Raw genomic sequence first — 15061 nt, 5'->3', positions numbered from 1 at the left:
AATCCCGTTCAACTCATTACAGGAAAACGATCATGTTCAAGCCTATGGCCCTGGCCGCTGCTGTGCTCGCTACTTTCAGCCTGAATGCCTTCGCGGCAAAAACCGAGTTGACGGTGTACACCGCCCTCGAAGCCGAGCAACTGAAGTCCTACAAAGAAGCGTTCGAAAAAGCCAACCCGGACGTCGAGATCAAATGGGTGCGTGATTCCACCGGGATCATCACCGCCAAACTGCTCGCCGAAAAGGCCCGTCCGCAGGCTGACGCGGTGTGGGGTCTGGCGGCTTCCAGCCTGGCGATCCTCGATCAGCAAGGCATGCTGCAAAGCTACGCGCCGAAGGATCTCGGCAAGATCGGCGCGAACTACCGCGACGCCGCAAACCCGCCAGCGTGGGTCGGCATGGACGTCTGGGCCGCAACGATTTGCTTCAACACTGTAGAAGCCGAGAAGCAGGGTTTGACCAAGCCAGTGAGCTGGCAGGATCTGACCAAGCCTGAGTACAAGGGCAAGATTGTTATGCCGAACCCGGCGTCGTCCGGCACTGGTTTCCTCGACGTCAGCGCGTGGCTGCAAACCTTTGGCGAGAAGCAGGGTTGGGCGTACATGGACGGTCTGCACCAGAACATCGGCCAGTACGTTCACTCCGGTTCCAAGCCTTGCAAGTTAGCGGCGGCGGGCGAGTTCCCGATCGGGATTTCCTTTGAATACCCGGCGGTACAGCTGAAGCGTCAGGGCGCGCCGCTGGACATCATCCTGCCGAAAGAAGGTCTGGGCTGGGAGATCGAAGCGACTGCCGTGATCAAAGGTACGCCGCATGAAGACGCGGCGAAGAAACTCGCTGACTTCTCGGCGAGTGCTCAGGCGATGGATTTGTACAAAGAGAACTTTGCGGTTCTTGCGCAGCCGGGGATTGCCAAGCCGCAGACCGAATTGCCGGCGGATTATGAGCAGCGTTTGATCAAGAACGACTTTGCCTGGGCCTCGAAGAATCGCGACGAGATCCTGACTGAGTGGCGCAAGCGTTATGACGGCAAGTCCGAGAAAGTCGCTGCCAAGTAAATCTTCGTAGTCTGACCGGGCCTCATCGCGAGCAGGCTCACTCCTACAGGGGAACGCATTCCAACTGTAGGAGTGAGCCTGCTCGCGATTACGGTCTTTCATTCAGGACATCATCCAGATGACACAACACAAAGACCTGCTCATCGTCGGCGCCGGCATTCTCGGCTTATCGCACGCCTACGCCGCCGCCAAACGCGGCCTCAAGGTCGCCGTTTTCGAACGCACCGCCACACCCCTCGGCGCCTCGGTGCGCAATTTCGGCCAGGCCCTGGTCACCGGCCAGCCACCGGGCCAAATGCTTGATCTAGCCAAAGCCAGCCGCGACATCTGGGGCGATTGGGCGCAACTCGCCGGCCTGCAAATCAAGCGCAACGGTTCGTATTTGTTCGCCCGCACTGAAGCCGAAGAACATCTGCTCGAAGCCTTCTGCAACGGTCGCGCCGTGGAGCACGGTTACAACATTCAACTGCTGCGCGGCGCCGCCCTGCGCGATCTCTACAACGGCCAGTTCAGTCATCACCGCGCCGCGCTTCATGGCATCGACGATCAACAGCTGTACTCGCGCGAAGCGATCCCGGCGCTGATCGATTACCTGCGCCGCGACCTCGGCGTCGAGTTTCACTTCTCCACACTGGTGCGCGATGTCGAACCCGGTCACCTGCACAGCACCGCCGGCAGTTTTACCGCCAAGCAGATCATCATCTGCTCCGGTCATGATTATCAGACGTTGCTGGCCGAACCAATCGCCGCCCTCGACCCGCAAATCTGCCGCCTGCAAATGCTCCGCGCCAAACCGCAGATCGATCTGAATCTGCAACACGCCTTGCTCACCGGCCTCAGTTGCGTGCACTACGGCGCCTTCGCCGATCTGCCGGAAGCGGCGGCGGTGCAGGCGCAGATCCTGCGTGAACAACCGCACCTGCATGACAACGGCATTCACCTGCTGATCAGTCCGACGCCGTACGGCGAACTGATCATCGGCGACTCGCACCATTACGGCAGCGATCCTTCACCGTTCAACGCCGAGCAAGTGGACAACTGGATGATTGAGTTGGCCGAGCAGACCCTGGGCTGCAAGGTGCAAGTGGTCGAGCGCTGGCAGGGCGTCTATGGTGCTCGGGGGCCGGGGCCGTTTTCGTTGCTGCGCCCGGCAGCGGGGTTGAGTGTGGCGCTGATGCACACCGGCGTCGGCATGAGCGTCGGCCCGGCGCTGGCCGAGCGCAACATTGCGCAGTTGCTGGAGGAGATTTGATGACAGGTCACGAGCAAACCGTCGCCTGGGTATTCGCGCTGTATGAGCGTTTTGGCACCAGCGATTACATCGGCGAACCGGTGTCGCAGATCGAACACATGTCCCAGGCCGCCGAACTGGCGATCGCCGAGGGCTTTGATGATGAAGTGGTGCTGGCGGCGTTCTTCCATGACATCGGCCATTTGTGTGGCGAAGGCGCGGAAAACATGGGCGGCTATGGCGTGGTCAGCCATGAAAGGCTCGGCGCGGATTATTTGCGTGAGGCCGGTTTCAGCGAGCGTATGGCGCGGCTGGTGGAATATCACGTACAGGCCAAGCGGTATCTGACGCTGCGTGAGCCGGGGTATTTCGAGCGCTTGAGTGAGGCGAGTCGGCGGACGCTGGAGTATCAGGGCGGGGTGATGACCGAGGCGGAGGCGGATGAGTTTGAGCGCGATCCGTTGTGTGCCGTCAGCCTGCGGATGAGGCAGTGGGATGAGTTGGCCAAGGAGAGCGCGGTGCCGGTGATTGATCTGGCCTTATTGAAGGAGAAAGCGGCGCGATTGTTGGCTGCGTAAGTCGCTGGAGCGAGGTGCTGCCATCGCGAGCAGGCTCACTCCTACAAGGTGAACGCGATCCACTGTAGGAGTGAGCCTGCTCGCGATAGCGCCAGATCAGCCGCTACAAATCTTTGGCCAGAGACTCAACCTGCTCCTGCCTTTCCGCCTGATTCAACTTCGCCTGCGGATTCAACGACGACCACTGCGGATGCGCCCGCGCCTTGTTCAGCGCCTCCGGCAACTTGCCCTCGCGCCAGGTTTTATCCTGCGGCGTCGCCACCTGAACCGCGTCCATCGCCGCATGCCCGCGCTGATCCAGCGCCAACACCAACTGCCGCTGACGCAGCGCCAACAGCCGCAACACCCCGTCATCCACCGTCAACTCACGCTGCCCTTTGATCTTGCCGAGCAAGCGACTGCCATAACTGCGCGCCGTCTGCAGCGCACCACCAGCAATCGCCCCTGCCAACGCCGCTGCGCCAAGGGTAATCCCGCCAACCAGCAAATCCACACCAGCCCCTGCCGCCGCACCGGCAGCAATTCCGCCGCCCACCCGCACACCAAGTTGCTTCAAGGTTTCCGGGTTGAACAGATCGTCGCCCCAGCGCCCATCGAGCAACGGCAAATCACTCGCCGCCGCATCCTGCGGACGAAACGCATACAGCTTGAGCAGCGCTTCAACACACTTCTGCTCGCGCTGGCGCACAGCCTTGCGCAGTTCGCTGATGGCTTGCTGTTCCTGCGCCGCTTCACTGACCACACTGCGCCGACAAGCCGCACAGTCGATCAACAATTCAGCAATCAAACGCGCCGCACTTTGCTGACGCGCGAGGCGCTGAGCCTGTTGATCAGCAATCAAGCGCTCCAGTTGCGGACGAGCATTTTCCAGCAGCAGCGCAAGGCTTTCATAGAGCCGCCGCTCGCCATCTTCAGGCGGCGCCACGCTGTCGAAACGCACCAACGCATGAAGCCCCAGCCGCGCCAGCGCCTCGCGCCAATCCGGCTCGCGATGGTTGGCGCTGCTGACAAAATTCAGCACCGGCAGCAGCGGTTTGCCACAACTGGCGAGCACTTCCAGTTCATCGCGGTACTTGGCCAGCACCGGCTCGCGGGCGTCGATCACATACAAACCGGCGTCGGAGGCGAGCAGTTGCCGCAGCACTTTCGCCTCCTGCTCGAAACGCTGGCGCGCCTCGCTGCCGTCGAGAAACCGCGCCAGTCGCGCCGGGCCGTCGAGGCGTTCGCCGGGGCGTTCCAGGCGCTCGAGAAAATCCAGCAGGGCGATGGCGTCTTCCAGCCCCGGCGTGTCGTAGAGGTCGAGCAATGGCTCGCCGTCCACCGACAACCGCGCGCCTTCGACATGCCGCGTGGTGCTCGGGCGATGGGAGACTTCGCCAAAACCGACGTCGCGGGTCAGCGTGCGCAACAGTGAGGTCTTGCCGACGTTGGTGTGGCCGACCACGGCGAGTTTCAGCGGCGCTTTCCAGGCATCAGTCATGACCCGTCTCCAGCCAGTTCAACGGCGCGCAATCGGCGAACGGCAACTCCAGTTGTTGCAGCGCCATGTGCCAGTCGCCGAGGCGTTCACCATCCAGCGCTTCACCGGGCGGCGCTTGCAGCAGCCACACGCGGGTTTCGCCAGCGCTGCGCGCCAGCTCGGCGATTAGCGCGAGGCTGCCACGATCCGGCGAGCGCCGTGGATCGCAGGCAATCGCCAGGCGTGCTGGCGGAAAGCGGCTCAATTGTTCGAGGAGTTTGTGCCGTGACTCGCGGCTGTCGAGGATGCCGGCGTTGCTGACATTTTTCGGCAATGCCGGCGGCCATGGACGTTGTTCATCGAGTTCGATGGCGACCAGCAGCGCGCCTTCGCTGGCGAATTCGCCAACGCTGCTTTCGACACGATGCATTTGCGCAGGCTCCGGATCGTTGACGCCGAGGCGTTCGCTAGTCGGCATCAGGCGTTCACGCAATTGCGCGTAGCCGGGCAGGTTCAATTCCAGACGCAGCGCGGCTTTGCCGCTGTTCCAGCGCCAGAAACACAACAGCGTCAGCAGCAGACGCGGCAGCACGCCGTACACCACCAAAACGCCAACCAGCCAGGTCGCCCAGGCCTGACGAGCGCTTTCGATGTCGAGCGCGCCGTCGCCGCTGGCGCGGATCATGTCCACCGTCGGCACGTTGAAACCGAGCAGCGACGGCAGATAACCGAATGCGTGAGTGACATGGATAAAGGTGTCGGCGCTGAGAATCGTGGTTTCCCAGACGAAGCCGTAGCGCCGGGTCGCCATCAGCGTCAGCAGCAGAATCAGCGCGCTGAGCATCGCCAGCAACCACAAACCGTTGACCAGCGTCCCGAGCGCCCAGCGATTGAGTTTCTTGCGTTGCAGCATTAGTAACAGTGCCGGCGCCAGTTGCGCGGCTTTGGCGTCACGGGCCATTTTTTCGCTGAGCCACAGCCACAATCGTCCGAGCGTGGCGCCGTGTTCGCCGGCAAAGATCAAGCCCAGCAACCAGCTCAGCAGCAGAATCAGGTTCAGCCCGAGCAGGCTGCCCAAGGCCCAGAACACATTGACCGGCGTCTGGCCGAGTGCGGCGAAGGCCAGACCGGCGCCGCTCAGTACCGCGAAGATCATCAGCAACACCAGCGCCAGACGCGCGCCTTGCAGCCAGTGTTTGAGGGCAGCCGTCAGCCCGTCACGTTCGGCCAGCCATAACGCGCGGCGTTGAATGCGGCTCGGCAGATCGCCGCCGGCGGTGCGGGCCAGTCGATTGGCTTCCAGATCATCCAGGGTGCCAGCGTGTTCTTCGCGCAGGCGCACGGTCTCGGTGAGCCAGAGGTTTTGCAGTGGAGTCAGTTCAGTCACGCGGCATCCCGTCGCTTAATCCAGCGCTGAGCATAACCGCTGTGGCGCTTATCGGGGTAAGCGCGGCTCTGGTATCCTCGCCGGCATGACTAAATCACTCCCCCTCAGCCTGATCGCAGCCCTCGGTGAAAACCGCGTGATCGGCGTCGACAACAGCATGCCCTGGCACCTGCCGGGGGACTTCAAATACTTCAAGGCCACCACCTTGGGCAAGCCGATCATCATGGGTCGCAAGACCTGGGATTCGCTCGGCCGACCGCTGCCGGGGCGCTTGAACATCGTAGTCAGCCGTCAGGCCGATCTGGTGTTGGAAGGTGCCGAGGTGTATCCGTCGCTGGAAGCCGCGGTGGTTCGCGCCGGAGAATGGGCGAAGGAACAGGGCGTTGATGAGCTGATGCTGATTGGTGGCGCGCAGTTGTACGCGCAAGGGCTGGCGCAGGCGGATCGTCTGTATCTGACGCGCGTGGCGTTGAGCCCGGAAGGGGATGCGTGGTTTCCGGAGTTTGATTTGAACCAGTGGAAACTGGTGTCGAACGTGCCGAATCCAGCTGAGGGCGATAAACCCGCGTACAGCTTTGAGGTTTGGGAGAAAGCCTAAATTGTGGCGAGGGGATTTATCCCCGTTGGGTTGCGCAGCAGCCCCAAAATAATGGGGTCGCTACGCAACCCAACGGGGATAAATCCCCTCGCCACAAGTATGTGTTGCAGTTAAGCCTGAGCCAGCTCCGCATGCTCATCGGCATCCAGCAATTCTTTATCAGTCTGCTGCATCACCTGACTGGTAATCGCGCCAGCGGTGATCGAACCACTCACGTTCAACGCCGTGCGCCCCATATCAATCAGCGGCTCAACCGAAATCAGCAACGCCACCAGTGATACCGGCAAACCCATCGCCGGCAGCACGATCAGCGCCGCGAACGTCGCGCCGCCACCGACACCGGCCACACCGGCCGAACTCAACGTCACAATCGCCACCAGCGTCGCGATCCACAGCGGATCCAGCGGGTTGATGCCCACGGTTGGCGCAACCATTACCGCCAACATCGCCGGGTACAGACCGGCGCAACCGTTCTGGCCGATGGTCGCACCGAACGATGCCGCAAAACTGGCCACCGATTGCGGAATCCCCAATCGACGGGTCTGCGCCTCAATACTCAGCGGAATGCTCGCCGCGCTGGAACGGCTGGTGAACGCGAACGTCAGCACCGGCCAGATCTTGCGGAAGAATCGCAGCGGATTGATCCCGGCCGCCGACACCAGCAAACCGTGTACGACAAACATCAGGCCCAGACCCAGATACGACACCACGACAAAACTGCCGAGTTTGATGATGTCCTGCAGGTTGGACCCAGCGACCACTTTGGTCATCAGCGCCAGCACACCGTACGGAGTCAGCTTCATCACCAGACGCACTAGACGCATCACCCAGGCTTGCAGGGTGTCGATGGCGTTGATCACTTTCTGACCTTTCTCGACGTCATCCTTGAGCAGTTGCAGCGCGGCAACCCCGAGGAATGCGGCGAAAATCACCACGCTGATGATCGAGGTCGGCTTGGCCCGGGCCAGGTCGGCGAACGGGTTTTGCGGGATGAACGACAGCAGCAGTTGCGGCACATTCAGGTCGGCGACCTTGCCGGCGTAGTCGGTCTGAATGGTTTGCAGACGGGCCATTTCCTGGGTGCCGGCGACCAGACCTTCAGCGGTGAGGCCGAACAGGTTGGTCAGACCGATGCCGATCAGCGCCGCAATCGCGGTGGTGAACAGCAGGGTGCCGATGGTCAGGAAGCTGATTTTGCCCAACGACGACGCGTTGTGCAGACGCGCCACGGCGCTGAGGATCGAGGCGAACACCAGCGGGATAACGATCATTTGCAGCAACTGCACGTAGCCGTTGCCGACCAGATCGAACCAGCCGATCGAAGCTTTCAGCACCGGGTTGCCGGCACCGTAAACGGTGTGCAACGCCACGCCGAAGGCCACGCCCAGCGCGAGTGCGAGCAGGACTTTTTTCGCCAGGCTCCACGTGGTGTGGCGGGTTTGCGCCAGACCGAACAGCAGGGCGAGGAACACCAGCAGGTTGAGAATCAACGGTAGGTTCATGAGAACTCCAGAAAGACTTTGCCAACAGCCTTCCGGGGCTGCTGCGAACCGGTAAGCCTAACAGCTTGATTTGCAATGATTTAATACCGAAATCTTAGGGTGTCCGTCGTTTTTGGAATAAGCGCGTGTCGCTCTCGGCAATGCATCTGGCGCAAATAGCGGCGTGGGCGGTCGCTGACAGACGAGGACTGTCATACACATTTGTTAGCGTCGATGCTTTTACATCAGGGAGAAAGCGTCGATGAAGTTCGCACCGAAATTTCTGGCTGTCGCACTGGCTGTGGGCATGGGCCTGGCTTCTCAGGCTTTCGCCACCGACCTGAAACACTGGCCCGCCGATCAGGCCAAAGCGCTGGACGCGATGATCGCGGCCAACGCCAACAAAGGTAACTACGCGGTGTTCGACATGGACAACACCAGTTACCGCTACGACCTCGAAGAGTCGTTACTGCCGTTCATGGAAAACAAGGGCCTGATCACCCGCGACAAACTCGACCCCTCCTTGAAACTGATGCCGTTCAAGGACACCGCCGACCACAAGGAAAGCCTGTTCAGTTACTACTATCGCCTCTGCGAAGTCGACGACATGGTCTGCTACCCGTGGGTGGCGCAGGTGTTCTCCGGTTTCACCCTCAAGGAACTCAAAGGCTACGTCGATGAGCTGATGGCTTCGGGCAAACCGGTGCCGGCGACTTATTACGAAGGCGATGTGGTCAAAACCCTTGATGTGCAGCCGCCGAAAATCTTCACCGGTCAGGTTGAGCTGTACAACAAGCTGATGGAGAACGGCATCGAGGTTTACGTGATGACCGCTGCTTCCGAGGAGCTGGTGCGCATGGTCGCGGCTGATCCGAAGTACGGCTACAACGTCAAACCGCAGAACGTCATTGGTGTGACCACGCTGCTGAAAAACCGTGAAACCAACGAACTGACCACCGCGCGCAAGCAGATCACTGCCGGCAAATATGACGAGAAGGCCAACCTGGGCCTGGAGTTGACGCCGTATCTGTGGACCCCGGCGACGTGGATGGCCGGCAAGCACGCGGCGATTCTTACTTACATTGATGAGTGGAAAAAACCGGTATTGGTCGGTGGCGATACGCCGACCAGCGACGGTTACATGCTGTTCCACGATGTCGACGTGGCCAAGGGCGGGATTCACTTGTGGATCAACCGCAAGGACAAGTACATGACGCAGTTGAACGGCATGATGGCCAAGCACGCGGCGGCGCAGGCGAAAGAAGGGTTACCGGTGACGGCAGACAAGAATTGGGTGATCGTCAAGCCTGAAGAAATCCAGTAACCCCCAGAAGGGATCGGGTTGATCGTTCCCACGCTCTGCGTGGGAATGCAGCCCGTGACGCTCCGCGTCACTGGACGCGGAGCGTCCCTTGAGACATTCCCACGCAGAGCGTGGGAACGATCAGCCCCGCACTCAGGCGGGGCATTTTCTATTCGTCGCTTAAGGCTTACAGGCCGTCGAGCATCGCTTTGTTACGCACAGCACCTTTGTCGGCGCTGGTCGCCAGCAGGGCGTAAGCCTTGAGGGCGGTGGTCACTTTGCGTGGACGAATCTCGACCGGTTTCCAGCCTTTCTTGTCCTGCTCGGCGCGGCGTGCCGCCAGTTCTTCGTCGCTGACCAACAGGTTGATCGAACGGTTCGGAATGTCGATCAGCACTTTGTCGCCATCCTGCACCAGGCCGATCGCGCCGCCGGCAGCAGCCTCAGGCGAAGCGTGACCGATGGACAGGCCCGAGGTGCCGCCGGAAAAACGCCCGTCGGTGAGCAAGGCGCAGGCTTTGCCCAGGCCTTTGGATTTCAGGTACGACGTCGGGTAGAGCATTTCCTGCATGCCCGGGCCGCCTTTCGGGCCTTCGTAGCGAATGATGACGATGTCGCCAGCCTTCACTTCGTCCGCGAGGATGCCGCGCACCGCGCTGTCCTGGCTTTCGAAGATCTTCGCGTTGCCTTCAAAGACGTGGATCGATTCGTCGACACCGGCGGTTTTCACCACGCAGCCGTCGAGGGCGATGTTGCCGTACAACACGGCCAACCCACCTTCTTGCGAATAGGCGTGTTCGAAGCTGCGGATGCAGCCGTTTTCACGGTCATCATCCAGTGTTTCCCAACGGGTCGACTGGCTGAACGCTGTCTGGGTCGGGATACCGGCAGGGCCCGCCTTGAAGAAGTGATGCACCGCTTCATCGGTGGTCTGGGTGATGTCCCACTTGGCGATGGCTTCTTCCATGCTGCGGCTGTGCACGGTCGGCAGGTCGGTGTGCAGCAGACCGCCACGGGCCAGCGAGCCGAGGATGCTGAAGATGCCGCCGGCGCGGTGTACGTCTTCCATGTGGTATTTCTGGATGTTCGGCGCGACTTTGCACAGCTGCGGAACGGTGCGCGAGAGACGATCGATGTCGCGCAGGTCGAAATCGATTTCCGCCTCTTGGGCAGCAGCGAGCAAGTGCAGGATGGTGTTGGTCGAACCGCCCATGGCGATGTCGAGCATCATCGCGTTCTCGAACGCCTTGAAGTTGGCGATATTGCGCGGCAATACCGATTCGTCGTTTTCGCCGTAGTAGCGTTTGCACAGTTCGACGATGGTACGGCCGGCCTGCAGGAACAGTTGTTCGCGGTCGCTGTGGGTGGCGAGGGTCGAACCGTTGCCCGGCAATGCAAGGCCCAATGCTTCGGTCAGGCAGTTCATCGAGTTGGCGGTGAACATGCCTGAGCACGAACCGCAAGTCGGGCAGGCGCTGCGCTCGTACTCAGCGACTTTCTCGTCAGAAGCGCTTTCGTCGGCGGCGATCACCATGGCATCGACGAGGTCGAGGCCGTGGGACGCGAGTTTGGTCTTGCCGGCTTCCATCGGGCCGCCGGAAACGAAGATCACCGGAATGTTCAGGCGCAGGGCAGCCATCAACATGCCCGGGGTGATCTTGTCGCAGTTGGAGATGCAGACAATGGCGTCAGCGCAGTGAGCGTTGACCATGTATTCGACAGAGTCGGCGATGATCTCGCGGCTCGGCAGCGAATACAGCATGCCGTCGTGGCCCATGGCGATGCCGTCATCCACAGCGATGGTGTTGAATTCTTTCGCCACACCGCCGGCGCGTTCGATTTCACGGGCGACCAGTTGGCCCAGATCCTTGAGGTGCACGTGGCCCGGTACGAACTGGGTAAACGAGTTGGCAATGGCGATGATCGGCTTTTTGAAGTCGTCATCTTTCATCCCGGTGGCGCGCCACAGTGCGCGGGCGCCGGCCATGTTGCGGCCGTGGGTGGATGTTTTCGAGCGGTAATCTGGCATGGAGCACTCCGGGCGGCTAATCACTTACTAATCAGGTGCAAAAGGGGAGTGAGCTTCTATTGACGTCTGGAACACTCAGAAATGACCGTGTGTCCGTGAAGTTGCCGATGACGTTGCGGGATCGCCGCTGGTCTCAGCCTGAGCTCATAAACCCGCCGGGGGATGAATGGCGATGAATCAGCCGATTCTACACCGCTGGCGTCTGGAGGGAATGGCGCAAAGCGTTGTTCCAGTGCAGACGGCGTGTGTGGGATGACGACCGGCGGGTTTAATCACCGCCGGTCTGTGCAACGACATCGGCTTCAAGTTTTTTCGCACGCCGGCCGAGTCGGTTGTTGAGCAGCAGTGCTATCGCGCTCAGCAGCACAAAGCTGTAACCCAGCGTCGACTGCAGATTGGCCGGGCTGAGGCTGACAAGCGCGCTGATAAGCCCGCCACAAATAAAGATGATCGTACTGCCCGCCGAGGCCGAGGTGCCGGCGTTCTCAGGAAACAGGCCCATGGCCCGAGAGGTGGCGGCGGGGCGGGCAATGGTGGTGCCCGCGGTGCAGATCAGCATCGGGATCAATACCGTGGCCGGCGCCAACGCATGATTCGCCGCCAGGTACAGCATCGCCAGTCCCGACAGCAGTATCAGGGTCAGCCCGGTAAAGATTTGCTGAACCGGCGTGATCCGTCGATTCAGTACGGCGGCCAGAATGCCACCAACCACATAAGCGGCACCGTAGACCAGCAGAATCAGTGAAAAGTCATAAGGCGCGAGTTGCAGTTGATCCATGAAAATCAGCGGCGAAATCACGATGAACGAGAAGTGGCAGGCGAAGGCGAACGCTGATATCAGCCAGTAGCCGACAAACTCGAAATCCCCCAGCACGCGTCGGTAGGACTGAATGAAACCGAGCCGTGTGCCGCTGTAGGCCGGACGGCTGTTTGGTAAAAACAACCAGGCCTTGACCAGCACCGTGGCGGACAGCGCGGTAAAAACCCAGAAGCTGCCGCGCCAGCCGAGTGTGGCCTGCAGAAAGGTGCCAGCCAGCGGCGATACCGAGATGAATATCCCGGTGGCCGTGACCATCAGGATCCGCAAACGGTCGCGCTCCTCACCTTCGAACAGATCCTGCACCAGCGCCTGGGACAGCACGAAACATCCACATCCCAGGGCCTGCATCACCCGAAATATAAGGAACAGCGAGTAATCGGAGGTCATCACGCAACCGAGCGCGCCAAGCATCGATACGCTCATGCCGACGAGTAACAAGCCCTTGCGCCCGATCACGTCCGAGAGGGGGCCGATCAGGACCTGAGCAAACGCGATCCCCACGGCGAACAGACTGATTGACAGTGCGATGTCTGCCGGTGAATGGCGAAAGTGGGTCGCCAGTGCCGGAAAGGAAGGAAGCAGCACATCCAGTGGAAACACGCCCAACAGCACCATGGCCAGTAACAGGCTGACAGCGGCGCGGCGCTGTCGTGTGGTTGCCACGGATTTTCCTTTATCCATCGATCAGTCCTGCCTTCGCAAAAAGTTTCTGGTTATGGGGTAGGGCAAAAAAACCGGCCTTGCGCAACGCATCCAGCGTAGCGATGGAACCTGATCGTGCACGCGCACGATTGGCGTGCACCGTTGCCATGCTGCCGACAATTTCCAACACGTCGCTGTCAGCAATGCCGGCTCCACGCAAGCTCTGTTGCAGCCAGCGTTCGTCCGCTTCGAAAAACATCCCGATGATTTCCAGCAATGTTCTGCTCGCAAACGTGCGCTGGCGGCTGTTCATCGACAGCCAGAAGTAGTGGAACGCTTCGGCGAAGTAGCGACTGTGGCGGGCTTCGTCCGCCAGATGGTCACGCAGCATGTCGTTGACGCTGGACACCAGGCTGTCGCGGCAGACGTCCAGCAGTTCCCGGGCAATGATGGTTTCCGAGACGAAACCCAGCAGAAACCATGCCAGTGCCCGGTTCTTTTCCGGGGTGCGATCAATCAGAGCGTTCATGCGGGAGATGCGCTTTGGAATCACCGGGCGCCCGGTGAACCCGTAGAACGCGGCGATCTGTTCGGCGAGGCGATTGGAGAACAGCGCGTGATAACCCTCGTCGGTGTAGAGCTGCAGGGCCGCATGTTTCATCGGCAGAGGCACGTAAATGGGCAGTTCCCGGTGCACGATGACTTCCACGGCACGATTGACGATACGGTGTTCGAGCAGAGTGGTGTAATCGAGAAAGTGCACCAGGTGGTTGGCTGACAGCCGGTGCAACACATCGCGCCCCGCCGCCTGGATGGCCGGATGAGCCAGATAAGGCAGAAACGCCGGTGGAAACCAGTGGCGGGTTTGCAGTTGCAGCGGCACATCGTCGGGCAACAGATAGTCATGGGTACTGCTGCGCACGGAGGCGCGGCTCTTCCAGTCTCCCAGGGTGAATTTGAGCGCCCAGGACACCGGGGCTTCATCCGGCTCTGCAATTGAGAGGGTCATGCTTGCCCCTCACGCAACAGCTCGCGCATTTCGTGGCACATCACTTGCCCGTCGCTTTCTCCACAGCCAACAAAAAACAGCGGTTGTTCAGCGCTGCCCTCGATATTGAGGAGTGCTTCGACCTGCTGGTCGGCAAACGCGCCGGTCAGCCAGGTATTGAGGCCCAGTGCCGTGGCGACCAGTTGGAAGGTTTGCGACAGATGACCGGCTTCGACGAAGGCCATGCGATAGGCCCGCGAGTGTTCGTATTTCCACCAGAGCCGGTCAAACCGGGCGGTGATGAACAACCCCAGCGGCAGGTTGTTGATGAAATGCTGACCGCCGAGCAAGTGGCCCAGCGCTGGTTCAGGTAATGGATTGACCCGGCTCAAGGTATGTTCGGCCGGATGATAGACATAGATGCCCGGGTCCAGTCCATCGACGTTCTGCACCAGCAGGAAGCCTTCGCAAGCGTTCAGGCCACCCGCGGAAGGACTGCTGCGACGTGCGCTGAGTCCGACGGCGATACTGTCGTCGCGATCATTGTCACGTTCGTGGAGATAACCGAGGGAAAGGTAAAGCAGGGTGCCGACATCATTCAGCGTTATTGCTGCGCCTGTGTAGCTGCGGCAGGTTTTGCGCTGGAGCAGAACATTTCCCAGGCCGTCGTCATTCAATGCGCACGGCGCGGGCAGGGTTATCCGCTGCTCGGTTTCAAACGTTGGGCGATCTGTTACGGGCGTCGGCGTGGCCAATACTTCATTGCAGTGCGCCAGATATTGTCTGGACCACTCGTAAATATTTTGCGGGGTATGTTCACAGGGAATATTTTGTGTGCCGATGTGATAAATCTTCGACAGCTCATCCCAGCCCCATTGCGGGTTGTCTATTTTTGAAACGGTTAGAATGTCCGCGCTCAATAGTTGTGTGTCTATTATGTTTTGAGTGTCGAACAGTTCCGGGTTGTTGATGAGTTGTGCAAGGCGAATTGCATGGTTAAGGTCAAGTTCGTGTTGTGTGTGGTTTTTATAGTTCCACACAACTTGTCCGGGCGGGCGCGGCAATATAAACAAGTAAGGATTGATGTGCATGTCGGTCGATTCACTCTGGGAGCAGTCAAAAGGACGCCGGGTTGCCGGCACTCCCCAGCGTCCTGACTTACTTAGCGGGCTTTAGGGGCAACCAGAAAAGCCAGGTTTGCGATTTTTTTACTTTCCAGAGAAATGTTTTTCATGATGTGAACTCCTTGTTCATTGATAGTTGAAGTCACCTCGTGGTGACAACTTCATAATAGTTTGTAATGGATTATTGGCAAGGGGATATTAAGTAGGAAATTTCCAGTAATTTTGTCGGAGCAGTCTTTAGCTGGAAGTGAACTTGTAGGGCAAGTTTCAGTAATTAAAAGACGTAAGGAAATATCCTGCACGTTAGCGGGAAAATAATTGTAGGAAGTATTGAGGAATAACGAAGGGAAGGTGTTGCGCAAA

General features: G+C 59.8%; 12 protein-coding genes. 5 read left to right on the top strand and 7 right to left on the bottom strand.

The window, feature by feature from the left end; genetic code table 11:
- Window positions 1-32: 32 nt before the first annotated feature.
- From FGA82_RS05310 to FGA82_RS05300, 3 genes are all read left to right on the top strand, one after another.
- A complete protein-coding gene (locus FGA82_RS05310) occupies window positions 33-1058 on the top strand; it encodes a putative 2-aminoethylphosphonate ABC transporter substrate-binding protein (protein ID WP_141126280.1) in 1026 nt (341 codons plus the stop codon).
- Window positions 1059-1176: 118 nt separating this feature from the next.
- Window positions 1177-2310 (top strand): TIGR03364 family FAD-dependent oxidoreductase, encoded by a 1134-nt coding sequence (locus tag FGA82_RS05305; protein WP_008088433.1) that lies wholly within the window; start codon window positions 1177-1179, stop codon window positions 2308-2310.
- On the top strand, window positions 2310-2867 hold the full coding sequence (locus tag FGA82_RS05300) for a phosphonate degradation HD-domain oxygenase (protein ID WP_141126279.1): 558 nt from the start codon (window positions 2310-2312) through the stop codon (window positions 2865-2867). The genes FGA82_RS05305 and FGA82_RS05300 overlap by 1 nt, the downstream gene beginning before the upstream one ends.
- 103 nt (window positions 2868-2970) lie before the next feature.
- Here the strand turns inward: FGA82_RS05300 and FGA82_RS05295 are convergent, their stop codons facing one another.
- Window positions 2971-4347 carry a GTPase/DUF3482 domain-containing protein gene (locus FGA82_RS05295; protein ID WP_141126278.1) on the bottom strand — a complete coding sequence of 459 codons (1377 nt, stop codon included), beginning with the start codon at window positions 4345-4347 and terminating at the stop codon, window positions 2971-2973.
- Complete coding sequence (locus FGA82_RS05290) at window positions 4340-5713, bottom strand: DUF2868 domain-containing protein (protein WP_141126277.1); 1374 nt, start codon at window positions 5711-5713, stop codon at window positions 4340-4342. The genes FGA82_RS05295 and FGA82_RS05290 overlap by 8 nt, the downstream gene beginning before the upstream one ends.
- Before the next feature lie 85 nt (window positions 5714-5798).
- On the opposite strand from FGA82_RS05290, the gene FGA82_RS05285 reads away from it, so the two are divergent.
- On the top strand, window positions 5799-6311 hold the full coding sequence (locus tag FGA82_RS05285; protein ID WP_141126276.1) for a dihydrofolate reductase: 513 nt from the start codon (window positions 5799-5801) through the stop codon (window positions 6309-6311).
- A gap of 110 nt (window positions 6312-6421) precedes the next feature.
- Here the strand turns inward: FGA82_RS05285 and FGA82_RS05280 are convergent, their stop codons facing one another.
- The gene (locus tag FGA82_RS05280) at window positions 6422-7813 is read right to left on the bottom strand and encodes an L-cystine transporter (protein ID WP_105704593.1); all 1392 of its coding nucleotides are present in this window, start codon (window positions 7811-7813) and stop codon (window positions 6422-6424) included.
- Between the two features lie 241 nt (window positions 7814-8054).
- Here FGA82_RS05280 and FGA82_RS05275 point away from each other — a divergent pair, with 241 nt between their 5' ends.
- Window positions 8055-9116 (top strand): haloacid dehalogenase-like hydrolase, encoded by a 1062-nt coding sequence (locus FGA82_RS05275; protein ID WP_141126275.1) that lies wholly within the window; start codon window positions 8055-8057, stop codon window positions 9114-9116.
- A gap of 166 nt (window positions 9117-9282) precedes the next feature.
- Here the strand turns inward: FGA82_RS05275 and ilvD are convergent, their stop codons facing one another.
- The 4 genes from ilvD to FGA82_RS05255 all read right to left on the bottom strand — a co-directional run bounded on the left by ilvD (window position 9283) and on the right by FGA82_RS05255 (window position 14665).
- Window positions 9283-11124 (bottom strand): dihydroxy-acid dehydratase, encoded by a 1842-nt coding sequence (ilvD, locus tag FGA82_RS05270; protein ID WP_008088424.1) that lies wholly within the window; start codon window positions 11122-11124, stop codon window positions 9283-9285.
- A 268-nt stretch (window positions 11125-11392) separates the two neighbouring features.
- The gene (locus FGA82_RS05265; RefSeq protein ID WP_141126274.1) at window positions 11393-12625 is read right to left on the bottom strand and encodes a multidrug effflux MFS transporter; all 1233 of its coding nucleotides are present in this window, start codon (window positions 12623-12625) and stop codon (window positions 11393-11395) included.
- Window positions 12618-13595 carry a diiron oxygenase gene (locus FGA82_RS05260; RefSeq protein ID WP_141126273.1) on the bottom strand — a complete coding sequence of 326 codons (978 nt, stop codon included), beginning with the start codon at window positions 13593-13595 and terminating at the stop codon, window positions 12618-12620. The genes FGA82_RS05265 and FGA82_RS05260 overlap by 8 nt, the downstream gene beginning before the upstream one ends.
- Window positions 13592-14665: a SagB family peptide dehydrogenase gene (locus FGA82_RS05255; RefSeq protein ID WP_141126272.1), complete on the bottom strand. Its 1074-nt coding sequence runs from the start codon at window positions 14663-14665 to the stop codon at window positions 13592-13594. The genes FGA82_RS05260 and FGA82_RS05255 overlap by 4 nt, the downstream gene beginning before the upstream one ends.
- Window positions 14666-15061: the final 396 nt, after the last annotated feature.

It is taken from the genome of Pseudomonas fluorescens (assembly GCF_005938625.1).
GTDB lineage: Bacteria > Pseudomonadota > Gammaproteobacteria > Pseudomonadales > Pseudomonadaceae > Aquipseudomonas > Aquipseudomonas fluorescens_BD.
The sequence above is the reverse complement of the archived record's forward strand: the minus strand, read 5'-3'. Positions and strand labels throughout refer to the sequence as shown.

Coding starts and splice junctions, on each gene's coding strand:
- FGA82_RS05275 (WP_141126275.1), top strand. CDS start 8,055: ATGAAGTTCGCACCGAAATTTCTGGCTGTCGCACTGGCTGTGGGCATG.
- FGA82_RS05310 (WP_141126280.1), top strand. CDS start 33: ATGTTCAAGCCTATGGCCCTGGCCGCTGCTGTGCTCGCTACTTTCAGC.
- FGA82_RS05260 (WP_141126273.1), bottom strand. CDS start 13,595: ATGACCCTCTCAATTGCAGAGCCGGATGAAGCCCCGGTGTCCTGGGCG.
- FGA82_RS05305 (WP_008088433.1), top strand. CDS start 1,177: ATGACACAACACAAAGACCTGCTCATCGTCGGCGCCGGCATTCTCGGC.
- FGA82_RS05280 (WP_105704593.1), bottom strand. CDS start 7,813: ATGAACCTACCGTTGATTCTCAACCTGCTGGTGTTCCTCGCCCTGCTG.
- FGA82_RS05285 (WP_141126276.1), top strand. CDS start 5,799: ATGACTAAATCACTCCCCCTCAGCCTGATCGCAGCCCTCGGTGAAAAC.
- FGA82_RS05265 (WP_141126274.1), bottom strand. CDS start 12,625: ATGGATAAAGGAAAATCCGTGGCAACCACACGACAGCGCCGCGCCGCT.
- ilvD (WP_008088424.1), bottom strand. CDS start 11,124: ATGCCAGATTACCGCTCGAAAACATCCACCCACGGCCGCAACATGGCC.
- FGA82_RS05255 (WP_141126272.1), bottom strand. CDS start 14,665: ATGCACATCAATCCTTACTTGTTTATATTGCCGCGCCCGCCCGGACAA.
- FGA82_RS05295 (WP_141126278.1), bottom strand. CDS start 4,347: ATGACTGATGCCTGGAAAGCGCCGCTGAAACTCGCCGTGGTCGGCCAC.
- FGA82_RS05300 (WP_141126279.1), top strand. CDS start 2,310: ATGACAGGTCACGAGCAAACCGTCGCCTGGGTATTCGCGCTGTATGAG.